Genomic DNA, 14,381 nt, shown 5'->3' on the forward strand with positions numbered 1-14,381 from the left:
CTTCTTTTCTTTTATCTCGTCACCAAGACCGGAAGTCACTTCGTACTTAAAATGCCTCTCGTTTTGCAATTCCAACCATCCAGCTACAGTTAGTTACTCATCATCGTATTTCAACCCAACACACCTCAGTTCCCTACTATCTTTGAATTGTAGTTTTAGTTATAGTAGTTATTAGTTAGTTTAAAAGAAGTGTTCCGGGGGGATCGCTTCTTTTTTTTATCTCATTAGCAAGCCAGCATTCCTGTCGTACTTAAAATACCTGTCGTTTTACAATTCCAACCATCCATCTACAATTCATTACCCATCATCGTATTTCAACCCAATACACCTCGGTTCCCTACTATCTTTGACTTGTAGTTTTAGTTATAGTAGTTATTAGTTAGTTTAAAAGAAGTGTTCCGGGGGGAGCGCTTCTTTTTTTTATCTCGTCATCTAGAAGATTGCAGTTCTATCGCATTTAAAATACCTATCGTTTTGCGATTCCAACCATCCAGCTACAGTTCATTGCCCATCATCGGATTTCAACCCAACACACCTCTATTCACGATTATCTTTGACTTGTAGTTTTAGTTATAGTAGTTATTAGTTAGTTTAAAAGAAGCGTTCCGGGGGGAGCGCTTCTTTTTTTTATCTCGTCATCTAGAAGATTGCAGTTCTATCGCATTTAAAACACCTGTCGTTTTACAATTCCAACCATCCAGCTACAGTTAGTTACTCATCATCGTATTTCAACCCAATACACCTCGGTTCCCTACTATCTTTGACTTGTAGTTTTAGTTATAGTAGTTATTAGTTAGTTTAAAGGAAGTGTTCCGGGGGGATCGCTTCTTTTTTTTATTTCATTAGCAAGCCCGTATTCCTATCGTACTTAAAACACCTATCGTTTTGCGATTCCTACCATCCAGCTACAGTTCACTGCCCATCATCGCATTTCAACCCCATACACCTCAGTTCCCTACTATCTTTGACTTGTAGTTTTAGTTATAGTAGTTATTAGTTAATACAAAAGAAGCGTTCCGGGGGGAGCGCTTCTTTTTTATCTCTATTTAATAATACTTACTGAAGATTAAGTTGCCATGACACTCCAAATTGATCTTGGACAAACCCGAATTGTTTACTAAAACCATAATTATTCAAAGGCATCAAAACAGTTCCTTTTTCTGACAAACTTGTAAAGAGACGCTTTTGTTCAGTTTCGTCATTGCATTCTAGGTAAATTGAAATCGCTGGTGTAAATCCCCATTTGTGAATCGCGGGACTATCACTGCACATAAACAACTGATCCTTTAGCTTAAAACTGGCATACATGATCGTCCCTTCTTTACTGGAACTCGCTTTTCCCCAACGTTGAATATCAATAATTTTAGCATCCTCAAACAAACTGACATAAAAATTCATGGCTCGTTCAGCATCTTCCTTCTGAAAAGTCAAAAAAGTGGCAATCTGCCCTTCTTTTTTTGCTGTTTGTAATGTACTTGCCTTTTTTAAACTATCAATCTCAGCTCGTAATTGAGTTAACTCCTTGGTTTGGTCATTACTTTTCACCTTTGTACAACTCAGAATACATAAGGTACAAAACATTACAATCACTATTTTTTTCATATTACTAGACTTTAAATACAACTATAAACCCTACTCAATACTAGTAGGAATCAAAAAACATGTCCTCACGGACAGTATAAAGATACTAACAATTCATAGAACCTATCAGTTCACTCAACAGCAGCCCGCTGTAACTCACCGTATTTACTCGTAATTACCGAACAATGACGTCTATCTTTGTCTTGTAGTTTTAGTTATAGTAGTTTTTAGTTAGTTTAAAAAATAGTGTTCCGGGGGGAGCACTATTTTTTGCTTTGCATACTAATTTAGGCTGTGCTACTCCAGTAGGAATTTTAATATTCATATTAACGTTTTCATCCTCGTGTTTAACGTTTTATTAGCACTTACACTAAGTTTAACTGCGTAACTTTACATCAATCTTATAGATTATATAGATTACAGGGGTAATAATACTAACGGTGTGTTCCCTAATCCCAATTTCTTCATACGAACAGAGCGCACCGTTAGTTTACATGCTATTTAAGTACTCATCAAAATTTCACTTATTTTTTATTTTCTTGAAGTAGTCGGCGAAGGCCTAACTGCGTACTGCAATACCTCTTAATAAGTCCCCCCATATCTCAAGGAATACGCAGCTAGTTTCACCTAAATAACTATTGCTCTAGTTATTCTATAAAATCCATTTTTAGACTTCCGCCTACATAAAAAATTGGTATCTGCCCCCAAATACAATCGGTACAAAAAAACTCATACTCCAGTTTGCGAATAGTAATCCACAAACTGGAGTATGAGCCATAAGTTGCCCAAAATTTCCAAAAAATCAATTCCTAGGTCTTCTCCAGTGTTAAAATGATTTTTTACAGAATGGAAACTCTTATTTATGTAGAGAAATCTGTATTTCCACTCCTTAAATATACAAAAATAAATTGACAAAAACAAGTAAAACACACAAATACAAACACTTAACAACAACACTTCCTATTCTCTTTTACTTCGACTCATTTTTTTTCTGTACTTTTCACAAAAAAACATGTTCCGCTCTTCCTTACGAACTCCATATCCTTTTTTTTACGACTTCCGTACGGCACTCATAATCAACGTTATTTTATTTGGAATTACCTTTTTGTTTTTGTTTTTATTCCGGCCATTTGAAATTAATGAGAAAGAACTCATCTTGAATTACCCTGAAACGGCTCTAGTGCACAGTTTGGTTTCTTTTATCTTATTTTTTGGACTTACGTTATTATTGCCATTGGTAAGAACTGCCCCTTATCATTGGACATTACTGCACGAGTTAATTTTTATCTTTACCGTGCTCATCTGCATTGGAATTGGTCAATTCTTAATTCGAGACTTTATCTACGACAACCCCAATAATTGGTCTTGGCGCTATTTGTTGACAGAAGTTAAGAATACGGTACTCATTGGAGGCTTATTCGCACTAGTCCTAACCACTGCCCTCCTCGAAAAACTCAAAGTCAGTCATGTTGTAAAAAGTTCCTGTATTCACATCCCTGAACTCAATACTCACGAGATCTCAAACCAAGTAGTTACGATACAAACTCAAGTCCAATCAGATAATTTCACCTTGAAGATCGCTGATTTCTTGTATGCCAAAGCCGATAAAAATTATTTAGAAATTCAATTGCCTGAGCAAAAACTCTTGAAGCGTATCAGTTTAAAAAGCTTTAAAGAGCAGCTCATTCAGTTCCCAGAAATGCAGCAAACACATCGTTCTTACCTCGTTAACTTAAAAGCAATTTCTTCAATCACCGGCAACGCACAAGGCTATCAACTCAGCTTAAAAAACAGCACTACAACCGTACCTGTTTCGAGAAATCAAATTGAGAGCTTTGAAAAAAAACTACAAGCGCTCAACGCCTAGCTTGCTACTGGTAACATATCTGTTGCTATTCATCCCAAATCATTGACTACAGTCATAAAACGCTCCGCGCTAACCTACATTTGCCATCAACTTAATGTAGTATTATGACCCACCGAAGATATCATTTAGACTGGTTGCGCATTTTCTCTGTATTCGCAGTTTTCCTTCATCATGTTCTTATGCCTTTCAACGGCGATGAGTTTCATATCACCAATGCTGAGCACAGTAAAACTTTAGATGACCTCATGGTGTACTTTGAGCAATTTAGACTGCCCCTGCTGTTTTTTATTTCAGGAGTAAGCACCTGTTTTACCTTGAGAAAAAGATCGTGGAAAGGATTTGTATATAAGCGATTTTTACGCTTGTTCATTCCACTTACTGTCGGTGTGATACTGCTAGTTCCTCCGCAGAGCTATTTTGAAGAGTACGCCACTAACGAACCTTTTTGGGAACGCTACCTGCAATGCGTAGCAGCCCTAAAGGTAAACCACCTTTGGTTTATTGAAAACTTGTTTTACCTCTCTATATGCTGTGTTCCCATATTACTTTTTCTAAGATCACCCAAAAGCAAAAGATTAAAAGAAAGAATTTCAGCAGCTACCAACAATGCCGGATTGATTAGTTGGGGTGTAGGATTAGCTATTTTGGTGATGATCAGTAAATTCTTTTTCCCTAGTTCCTCTAAAAGTATATTTAACCTCTCTTCAACTGTTTACTACTCGTTCTTTTTCATTGCTGGAATACTTTTTGAAAACCTCGCAGGACTGTGGAAAATAACGGCTACGAAAAGGAAGAAAAATGCGCGTTTCGCACTGATTGCCACGATTTTGTTTTATGCTTATTACTTTGTCCCCGGTGAATGGATAGCCCCTTATATGAGTTTAACGCTACGCTGGCAGCTATGGTACTTTACATCATCCCTAGTCTCATGGTCAGTGTTGATAACCATTGTAGGATACTCTCAAATTTGGTTTTCTCATTCTAATAGGTTCCTAAAACATCTAAATGAAGCAGTCTACCCTTTTTATATGTTACATCAAACCATCATTGTTGTATTCGCTTTCTATATCGTAAAAATCCCTGCTGGAATCCCCGTAAAAATCGTACTCTTGCTGAGCAGTTCCTTTAGTGTTATTAGTTTTATCTACCTCATGCTAATCAAACCCTTTCCTCTGGTTCGATTTTTATTTGGTATGAAGGCCTACCCAACTCCCCAAAAGGATGATTTTACCGAGCCTAATTTTAACAATCAAACCCCTCCAAGTAAGTTCAATCTCACAGGAGCCAAAAAACGTAAAACCATTTATCGATAGCTTTCCTTCTGTCATCTATAAATTGCCATTTTTTAACATTCAAGGTAGTAACTTCCGTATAAATTCAATACAGAATTCACTATTCAGTAACAGTCGTACCCTAGCAGTTCGACTGTTTTTAATACTTATATCATGGCATACACAAGTTCATACTTACTCTATTTCTCCACAGTATTGAAAACTAAGGGAGTTCCGGTATTAAACGCTGATCAATGGAGGCGATTCCAAAACATTAGCGCTATTGAATACCACATAAAACGAATTCATGATATGGGACTCAAACACAGTTTGTTTAGCGAGCTTCAAAAAGAAGAAGCGAAGCTCAAAAAACTCGTAAAAGGGCTGCCGCCAGAGGCCTTGTTTGAAGAAATGCTCACTTTGTCGCAAGCTTAAACCAACACAGTTATTTCTTTCGATTTCATCTCGATTATTCCGCGGTGTTGAAAGCGCTTTAACAATCTAGAAATCGCCACACGTGACGCTGCTAACTGATTCGCAATTTCTTGGTGAGACTCATTGACAATATGATTACGTTGCTGTTGCTTCAAGTAGTTCAGCAGGCGCTCTTCCAAGGTCAAAAAGGCCAAATTTGCATAATTCCCCAACAATGAAGTATACTGTTGCTTATATACTTCAAACATATAATCTCTCCAAGAGGTATATTTATCCTTCCATTCTTTGGCCAGATGCGCTGGAATGCTCAAGATAATACTTTCTTCACTGGTAACTATATTTGCCTCACTTTGACAGAGTTCAATACACGACGATAACGAAAGTGGGCAGGTTTCAAAAGGTTGTAAGTGGTACAGTAAAATTTCTTTTTCATTATTTTCCTGATATACACGCATTTTCCCTGCCAACAAGATGGTCAAGGCGGTGATATACTCTCCCGACTCCAACAACAATACATCTTTGTCGTGACGTTTGACACAACTGTGCTGTTTTAAAGCGGCAATCAATTCAGGTTCCACAAATTTACGTTGGGAAAGGAATAAAGAAAATAATTGGTTTTCTTGGCTCATAGTGAATTCTTCTCATGCAAAATTACTGCATTAATCCTAAAAACAAGTAGAAATCGTACAAATCCCCCCTAACTTCCACATTTTTCAGCATTACTTAACCTATATTAATAAAAAAACCTCCTATCGTTGATAGAAGGTTCATACTACTTGAATGAATAACCTTAGAAAATTTCCTTAGCTATTGCTTTGATATTACTCGATTTCCCCATCGAGTAATAATGCACTACGGGAACCCCCGCTTGTATCAATTCTTTACTTTGCTGAATGGCCCAGTCTATTCCTACTTTTCTAACTGCTTTATTATCCTTACAGTTCTCGACAGCCTCTACTAGTTCTTGTGGTAAGTCTAAACGAAATATTTGCGGTAAGATGTGTAAATGCCTCTTCACTGCCAAGGGTTTAATACCTGGAATAATAGGCACTTTAATTCCGAGCGCACGTGCCTCTTTTACAAATTCAAAATACTTTTTGTTATCAAAAAACATTTGGGTAACTACGTAATCAGCTCCTGCGTCTACCTTTTCTTTCAAGCGTTTTAAATCACTCGCCAAGCTAGGAGATTCTAAGTGCTTTTCTGGGTATCCCGCTACCCCAATACAAAAGTTTGCTTTGTGAGGGGTTTCAATAATTTCGTGTAAGTACTTCCCTTCATTTAAGTTTTTAATTTGTTTTACCAAATCAGAAGCGTACTGATTACCTCCTTGAGATGCTTTGAAATACTGCTCATCTTTTCGGGCATCACCCCGTAAAGCCATGACATTATCTAAGCCTAAATAATGACAATCTACCAATACGTATTCCGTTTCTTCCTTAGTAAATCCCCCACATAATACATGAGGAATGGCATCTACATCGTATTTGTACTTTAACGAGGCACAAATACCCACCGTTCCGGGGCGCATTCGCGTTACTTTTTTCTCTAATAACCCTTGCTCTTTTGGAATATAAATATATTCTTCACGAGAGGTTGTCACATCGATAAATGGAGGTTTAAATTCCATTAAAGGATCGATATTATTGTATAATTCTTGAATATTTTGTCCTTTCTGTGGTGGAACTATTTCAAAAGAAAAAAGCGTTTTTCCTTTTGCTTTTTTTATGTGTTCTGTAACTTTCATAATGTTTATCTACTGCATGAATAAGGTGTTGTATAGGGCTTAACTCGAAATATTAGGGTGTAACCATTTTCGCGCTTTGGCTAAGGAAATCCCTTTACGAGTTGCAAAGTCTTGAACCTGGTCGTCTGTGATTTTACCCAGTCCAAAATACTTAGCTTCTTCATTGGCAAAGTAATATCCAGAAACAGCTGCTGCCGGCCACATGGCTAAACTCTCAGTCAAGCTGACTCCTATTTGTTCCTCAACCTGTAAGAGTTCCCAAATCGTTTCCTTTTCCAAATGATCGGGGCAAGCAGGATACCCAGGAGCGGGTCTGATTCCTTTATACGCTTCTTTAATTAATTCTTCATTAGTCAACTGTTCTTCCGCAGCGTACCCCCAGTGTTTACTTCTGATTTGTAGGTGTAAATACTCAGCAAAAGCTTCGGCAAATCTATCTGCTAGCGCCTGAACCATAATAGCATTGTAATCATCGTGTGCTTCCTTGAAGCTATTAGCCAGTACATCAGCACCGAAAATAGCCGTGCAAAAAACACCGATATAATCTTCGCGTCCACTAGCTTCCGGTGCAATAAAATCAGCTAAGGCCAAATTTGGTTTGCCCTGCGACTTTTTGAGTTGTTGTCTAAGGGTTCTCAAAACGGCAATTTCCTTTCCTTTTTTACGTACCGAAATATCGTCATCATTCACGGTGTTGGCCGCAAACAATCCGAAAATCCCCTTGGCCTTCAATTGTTGCTTGTCTATTATCGTGCGAAGCATTTTCTGCGCATCCTCAAACAAACTAGTGGCTTGCTCTCCTACCACCTGATCTGTTAGGATTTCAGGATACTTCCCGTGTAAATCCCAAGACCTAAAAAAAGGACTCCAATCGAAAAACGGCAGTAGCTCTTTTAAGCTCAGTTGCTCTAGTTTCTGTATTCCCATTTCTCTGGGTTTCACAATATTCGATTTTTGCCAGTCGATTTGAAATTTTTGCTTTCGAGCAGTACCTAAGGCTACGTATTGTTTCTGTTTACTTCGGTTTAAAAACTTTTCTCGAAACGATTCGTAATCTTTTTTGAGCTTCGCTACATAGGCATTTTTAGTATTGGCATTCAACAAATCACCAACCACGGTTACAGCCCTCGAAGCATCATTTACATGGACTACGGCATTTTTGTATTCCGTATCAATTTTCACTGCTGTATGAGCTTTTGAAGTCGTGGCTCCACCGATGAGCAATGGAATTTCAAAATTTTGTCGTTCCATTTCCTTTGCCAAGTACACCATTTCATCTAAAGAAGGGGTGATTAAACCACTCAAACCAATAGCATCTACCTGTTCTTTTTTTGCCGTTTCTATAATTTTTTCTGGCGGAACCATCACTCCTAAATCTACAATCTCATAGTTGTTACAGCCCAACACAACACTGACGATATTTTTACCGATGTCATGCACATCTCCTTTTACGGTTGCCATCAAAATTTTCCCTAAGGCTTTCTGCTCTTCACTTTTCTCCGCTTCTATAAATGGATTTAGGTAGGCTACTGCCTTTTTCATTACCCTTGCCGATTTTACTACCTGAGGCAAGAACATTTTTCCTTCACCAAAAAGATCCCCAACAACGTTCATTCCCGACATCAAGTGCCCTTCGATCACCTCAAGAGGTCTGGTCACACTTTGTCGAGCTTCTTCAGCATCTTCTATAATAAAAGTATCAATTCCCTTCACTAAGGAATGGGTAATTCGCTCTTGTAAGCTCAAAGAACGCCATGCAAGTGCCTGCGTACTGTCTTCTTTTTTCTTCCCTTTTACAGTTTCTGCAAATTCTAATAAGCGCTCCGTAGCATCGGTTCTACGATCCAGAATTACGTCTTCGACATGCTCCAACAATTCCTTCGGGATATCGTCGTAGACTTCTAAAAGTGCCGGATTTACGATCCCCATATTCATTCCTGCTTGGATGGCATAGTAGAGAAAAACAGAGTGCATTGCCTCGCGAACTACGTTGTTTCCTCGAAAGGAAAACGACACATTGCTCACTCCTCCACTCACACTGACATGTGGAAGGTTCTCACGTACCCAACGCGTAGCTTCAATAAAGTCAATGGCATTTTTACGATGCTCTTCCATTCCGGTCGCAACAGGAAAAATATTCAAATCGAAAATGATATCTTCTGGCGGAAAATGCACCTTTTCTACTAAAACTTCATAAGATCGCTTGGCAATTTCTATACGTCGTTCATAGGTATCGGCCTGCCCCACCTCGTCAAAAGCCATCACGATAACTGCGGCTCCATAACGCTTAATTTGCGTTGCCTCCCAAATGAACTTTTCTTCACCTTCTTTTAAGGATATTGAATTGACTACTGATTTCCCTTGAACTACCTGTAAGCCTGCTTCAATGATTTCCCATTTAGAACTGTCAATCATGATCGGTACTCTGGCAATATCAGGTTCCGCAGCAATCAAATTCAAAAATCGAATCATCGCCTCCTTTCCATCAATAAGTCCATCATCCATATTAATATCGATGATCTGTGCTCCTCCTTCTACCTGATGTCTTGCAATGGCCAAGGCCTCATCAAATTTTTCCTCTTTTACTAGCCTCAGAAATTTGCGAGAACCCGCTACATTGGTGCGTTCACCTACATTAATAAAATTACTCTCGGCCGTAATTATTAAAGGCTCCAAGCCCGACAATCTCATAGGACGCCTATTTTCGTGAGCTCCCGTATTATCCAACATAACTTTTTATAATTTTTCTCGGTTGGTATTTCTCCGCCACTTCAGCAATTGCTTTGATATGTGCAGGGGTGGTTCCGCAACAACCTCCGATGATATTAATTAAATTCTTCTGTAAATAAGCTTCTATTTGCGCTGCTGTTTCTTCGGGAGTTTCATCGTATTCCCCAAACGCATTTGGTAAGCCTGCATTAGGGTGGGCTGAAACCGCAAATTGTGTTTTAGAAGCGATAGCCTCTAAATGTGGCTGTAGTAAATTGGCACCTAACGCACAATTAAACCCAACAGATAACAGTGGAATATGCGAAATAGAAATTAAAAATGCTTCTGCCGTTTGTCCGGATAAGGTACGCCCTGAAGCATCTGTTATCGTCCCTGAAACCATCACTGGAATTTGCTCATTGCGTTCCGCTTTGACCTCTTCAATAGCAAAGAGTGCCGCCTTCGCATTCAAGGTATCAAATACCGTTTCTACCAATAAAATGTCTGCGCCACCATCCAAAAGTGCCTCTACTTGTTGCTTGTAGGCTATGCGCAATTCATCAAAAGTTACGGCTCTGTAGCCCGGATCATTTACATCTGGTGACATGCTTGCGGTTCTATTCGTAGGACCTATAGACCCGGCAACAAAACGAGGTTTATCGGGTTCTGATACAGCAAACTCGTCGGCTACTTCACGAGCAATTTTTGCTGACTGATAGTTTAACTCGTACACAAGGTCTTCCATTTGGTAATCGGCCATGGCGATGGTCGTTCCTGAAAAAGTATTCGTTTCGACGATATCGGCCCCAGCCTTAAAGTACTTCCTATGTACTTCCTTTACAGCTTCGGGTTGCGTAATCGACAATAAATCATTGTTCCCTTTGAGAGGTATTGGATACTCTTTAAATCGCTCTCCGCGAAAATCTTCTTCAGAAAATTGATATTCCTGTAGCATGGTTCCCATGGCTCCATCGAGCACTAGGATTCTCTGTTGTATAACCTGATAAATTTTTGACATTCCTGATAATATGCTTGTGGTTATCAGGAAAAGAAGAAGTAAAGTCTTTTCGTTATCTCTCTGTTTCTACAGTAGAATTTAGCACCTTCTTTGTTTGCACAAAGGGTTGCTAAGGTTTCAAAGGGTCTATTCCCTCCACCTTTCTTGATAACACCATTAAAGTTAATGAACTATGGTGCAAATCTATTGGATTCCGCTGAAATAACAAAAGTTTTTTTCTGTTTTCACAAAAAACCCCACTCAATTTTTCAATCAAGTGGGGTACGCATGCTAGAAAGTATGCATCGGGATTACTCTTTGACAAATTTTGCTTGGTTTAGCAATCTTTTCCCCTTAAACGCCTTGAGTATATACACCCCTTTTGGTAAAGCTGCAATCGTCACTTTGGCTCCTTGCTGCTCTTTGAGCTTTGCTCCTTGTAACGAATAAACTGCTACTGATGAAATGTCTTCTTTTGCCGTCGCTACAATCTCGTTTTGAGCCGGATTCGGATACACTGTGAGTGCTGTAGTTTCTGCCATACGAGGAAATTTCTTTTTCTTAATATCCAGTGGATCTATCGTTATTATCGACATGTAACGCGTCATAATATTACGGGTAGTCGTACACCCTGTAGTGTTATCAGTTACCTCCACTCTGTATTCGTAGTTTCCTACGGCTCCGTGGGTAACAGGTAAGATTCGTGTGGTATTTAAGACATTGGTAGTTCCAACTCTGAACCATTTGTAACTAAAATTACCTCCTGTAGGTAACCCTTGAACCTTTAAATGCAACGTTTGTCCTGGCCCTGCAATAAAGTTCCCAGAAATATAAAACCCAGGTTTCCCAACAACTCTGACTACCATCGTTTTCTCAATCCAAAGATTCGATTTCCCTGAAATTGCCAACTTTACTTGATATTCTGTAGTTACCCCCTGCGGTGAAGTCAATGGAAATTGCTTTTGTAAATCCATCGTTCCATAAGGAACCCCATTGTTCCAAGCATTCTTCCCTGCACTAAAGTTTCCATTGGCATCTTTGCGATACACTCCGGTAAAAAACTGTACACGTCCACTGTGATCAAAACTTGGGTCTGTAGTTCCTTTCCCATCTAAAAGTACAGGTTCACCACTACAGATAGTAATCGGTGTTTGTGCATCGGCATCCACCCCATTTACTTTCATCGACACCTTTCCTTGCGTTGGATTTAAAGGACCTGAAAATTCAAAACCGTCTAAGTGTACGGTTTGTGAATACACTGAACTCGAACTCACAAAAAGGAACACTAGCTGATTGTAATCTTTGGTCGGTGTAAATGTGAAGTTTGGGCTCGGAACATGATTTCCGTGACCAGTCCAATTTACCGACTGCGTTGCTGTCGTAACTTTCCTTACCAACTGCTGATCGTTGGCTGGTAATTCGCTGTATACTCCTGCCGCGTTCACGGTTCCAATTGATTCCATGATAGGGCTGTTATCATTGTAATTGGTAGTGGCACTGTTGGTAGCAATTACATACAGTGTTCCCGTATTGCGTTTGCGATAATCAAACTCTAAAGAGTACTGAGCTCCCGCTTTCATCGGGTAGTATAAAAACACAGAACTCCCTGCTGCTTGTCCTGATGAATTGCTAGCTTCAAGCGTTAAAAAGCGACTTCCATTACCACAGGGTCCACAGGTGTATCCGTTATTACCTCCATTAGAGCTCAATCTCGGTTTTCCTTTATGTGCATGCCAACTCGGTCCTAATCGAAGACCTGTAAAAAAACCAGAACCTCCAGAATACAAATTCTCAAAGTTCTCATTTACCATACGGTAGGGTGCTTGTGCAGTTGCCGTACTGACGGCGCTAAACAAGAAGGTCAGTGCGAGACCTAATTGTACGAAGTTTAATTTTTTCATTTTAAATGATTTTTTTCGGGGGGGTTGATTATTAATTGAGCACAAGAATACCTCCTTAATCATCAAGTCACTAAGCCCGATTTCTGAAAAATGGGATACAACTTCTAAAAGCTGTATCCCATTTTATAGATCATTTAAATGTCTCTCCTCGTAAAGTTATCTATGATTTCAACCTCACTACAAGCAAAAAAAGGTCCCAAAACCACTAGTATTACGAATACAGAGGAGAAGACAAATATCGGTCTCCGCGATCACAAACAATCGCGACTATCACTCCTTTATCAATGCGTTCCGCCACCTGCAATGCTATGTGTAGTGCTCCGCCACTACTCATTCCTGCCATAATACCTTCAGTATTGGCAAGCTGTCTTGTAGCCGCAGTGGCCTCTTCCTGGCTAACTTCGTAAATCTGATCTACTTTACTGCGATCAAATATTTTTGGAAGGTATTCAGGCGACCATCTTCTAATTCCAGGAATTCTCGATCCTTCTTTTGGCTGCGCTCCGACAATTTGTACCTCTTTGTTTTGCTCCTTTAAATAGGTCGATACTCCCATGATGGTTCCGGTAGTTCCCATAGCAGACACAAAATGGGTGACCTCACCTTCAGTATCTCGCCAAATTTCAGGTCCTGTCGTTTTGTAATGAGCTTTCCAATTATCGTTGTTCTCAAACTGGTTCAACATAAAATACCCCTTTTTATAGCGCAGTTCTAGTGCTTTATCTCGTGAACCTTCGATTCCTTTATCAGCGGGTGTTAACATCACCTCGGCACCATAGGCTTTCATGGTTTTTACGCGCTCTTCAGTTGCATTTTCGGGCATTACCAGTACCATTTTCACCCCCAATACTTTCGCCATTAATGCCAATGCTATTCCTGTATTTCCACTGGTCGCCTCTACTAAAACATCTCCTTTTCGAATATTTTGTCGACGTATGGCTTCCGAAATCATATTATAGGCGGCTCTATCTTTTACACTACCTCCCGGATTATTCCCTTCTAATTTTAGTAGTACGCGTACATTTTCTTTATTTATTAAATGAGAAATTTCCACCAGAGGAGTATTCCCAATGCTATCTGTTATCGTTTTCGTTTTCATGTTTGATCCGTTTTTTGTGATAGATACGATTTGCGTTTCGTAATTCTATTCTCTGATTCATAAGTTACAATGGAACCGGGATTTACAGAATTTGTAATGCATACATTGGCTCCTATGATACTGTTTTCACCGATGACAACCTCTCCTCCTAAAATAGTAGCGTTGGCATAGATTGTTACATTATTTTCAATGGTTGGATGTCTTTTTTGTTCCGCCAATTCCTTTTTTACCTGGATTCCTCCCAGTGTTACTCCTTGATAAATTTTTACGTGATCTTTGATCACCGTAGTTTCTCCTATTACAATTCCCGTTGCATGATCTATAAAAAATGACGCTCCAATAGCGGCCCCTGGATGAATGTCCGTACCCGTGATTCCGTGTGCGTATTCGCTCATCATTCTCGGTAAAATTGGGATATTCATCAAATACAATTCATGGCTTAAACGATAAATAGCAATAGCGTGAAAACCGGGATAGGCCAAGTACACTTCACCTAAACTTTTACAAGCGGGATCGGTTTGTTCAAATGCGAGTGCATCAAGATCCAATTGCTCACGAATGGAACAAAAATGTTGTTGATACGTACTCCACAGTTGCAATCCATCGGGTATGGCTAATCCCGAAGTTATTTTTAAAAACAAGCTTTCTAGATGCGCTGCTTTCTCTTGACAAACATCGTTAAACAGTGCGTAAAACAACTGTTTGGTAAAAATCTCAACATCGTCTTTCAACGATAAATCATAGTGCGTAAAAGTCATATAACAGTTTTACTTA

General features: G+C 39.3%; 11 protein-coding genes and 1 riboswitch. Of the genes, 3 read left to right on the plus strand and 8 right to left on the minus strand.

Translation table 11 applies throughout. The features are described from left to right. Positions 1-1,056: 1,056 nt before the first annotated feature. Positions 1,057-1,602, minus strand: a complete 546-nt coding sequence (locus tag ACXAG7_RS15760) for a VOC family protein (protein ID WP_476667416.1) — start codon at positions 1,600-1,602, stop codon at positions 1,057-1,059. 991 nt (positions 1,603-2,593) lie between these two features. Between ACXAG7_RS15760 and ACXAG7_RS15765 the strand changes: the two genes are divergently transcribed. From ACXAG7_RS15765 to ACXAG7_RS15775, 3 genes are all read left to right on the plus strand, one after another. Then, the gene (locus tag ACXAG7_RS15765) at positions 2,594-3,448 is read left to right on the plus strand and encodes a LytR/AlgR family response regulator transcription factor (protein WP_476667417.1); all 855 of its coding nucleotides are present in this window, start codon (positions 2,594-2,596) and stop codon (positions 3,446-3,448) included. Between the two features lie 104 nt (positions 3,449-3,552). Beyond that, positions 3,553-4,761 (plus strand): acyltransferase family protein, encoded by a 1,209-nt coding sequence (locus tag ACXAG7_RS15770; RefSeq protein WP_476667418.1) that lies wholly within the window; start codon positions 3,553-3,555, stop codon positions 4,759-4,761. A 132-nt stretch (positions 4,762-4,893) separates the two neighbouring features. Next, positions 4,894-5,154 (plus strand): hypothetical protein, encoded by a 261-nt coding sequence (locus tag ACXAG7_RS15775; protein WP_408042836.1) that lies wholly within the window; start codon positions 4,894-4,896, stop codon positions 5,152-5,154. Here the strand turns inward: ACXAG7_RS15775 and ACXAG7_RS15780 are convergent. The 7 genes from ACXAG7_RS15780 to epsC all read right to left on the minus strand — a co-directional run bounded on the left by ACXAG7_RS15780 (position 5,151) and on the right by epsC (position 14,365). After that, positions 5,151-5,783, minus strand: coding sequence for a Crp/Fnr family transcriptional regulator (locus ACXAG7_RS15780; protein WP_408042835.1), 633 nt, complete (start codon positions 5,781-5,783; stop codon positions 5,151-5,153). The genes ACXAG7_RS15775 and ACXAG7_RS15780 overlap by 4 nt on opposite strands. A gap of 161 nt (positions 5,784-5,944) precedes the next feature. Further along, positions 5,945-6,901 carry a methylenetetrahydrofolate reductase [NAD(P)H] gene (metF, locus tag ACXAG7_RS15785; protein WP_408042834.1) on the minus strand — a complete coding sequence of 319 codons (957 nt, stop codon included), beginning with the start codon at positions 6,899-6,901 and terminating at the stop codon, positions 5,945-5,947. 39 nt (positions 6,902-6,940) lie between these two features. Beyond that, positions 6,941-9,631 carry a methionine synthase gene (gene metH / locus ACXAG7_RS15790; protein ID WP_408042833.1) on the minus strand — a complete coding sequence of 897 codons (2,691 nt, stop codon included), beginning with the start codon at positions 9,629-9,631 and terminating at the stop codon, positions 6,941-6,943. Continuing rightward, a complete protein-coding gene (locus tag ACXAG7_RS15795) occupies positions 9,621-10,628 on the minus strand; it encodes a homocysteine S-methyltransferase family protein (RefSeq protein ID WP_408042832.1) in 1,008 nt (335 codons plus the stop codon). Before ACXAG7_RS15795 ends, metH begins: the two co-directional genes overlap by 11 nt. 49 nt (positions 10,629-10,677) lie before the next feature. Further along, positions 10,678-10,782, minus strand: a riboswitch (SAM riboswitch). 136 nt (positions 10,783-10,918) lie between these two features. Beyond that, a complete protein-coding gene (locus tag ACXAG7_RS15800; RefSeq protein ID WP_476667419.1) occupies positions 10,919-12,508 on the minus strand; it encodes a T9SS type A sorting domain-containing protein in 1,590 nt (529 codons plus the stop codon). 211 nt (positions 12,509-12,719) lie between these two features. Continuing rightward, positions 12,720-13,607: a cysteine synthase CysM gene (gene cysM, locus ACXAG7_RS15805; RefSeq protein ID WP_408042830.1), complete on the minus strand. Its 888-nt coding sequence runs from the start codon at positions 13,605-13,607 to the stop codon at positions 12,720-12,722. Next, on the minus strand, positions 13,604-14,365 hold the full coding sequence (gene epsC, locus ACXAG7_RS15810; RefSeq protein ID WP_408042829.1) for a serine O-acetyltransferase EpsC: 762 nt from the start codon (positions 14,363-14,365) through the stop codon (positions 13,604-13,606). Before epsC ends, cysM begins: the two co-directional genes overlap by 4 nt. Between the last annotated feature and the right edge of the window lie 16 nt (positions 14,366-14,381).

Source organism: Tenacibaculum sp. AWR4_210 (genome assembly GCF_056160945.1).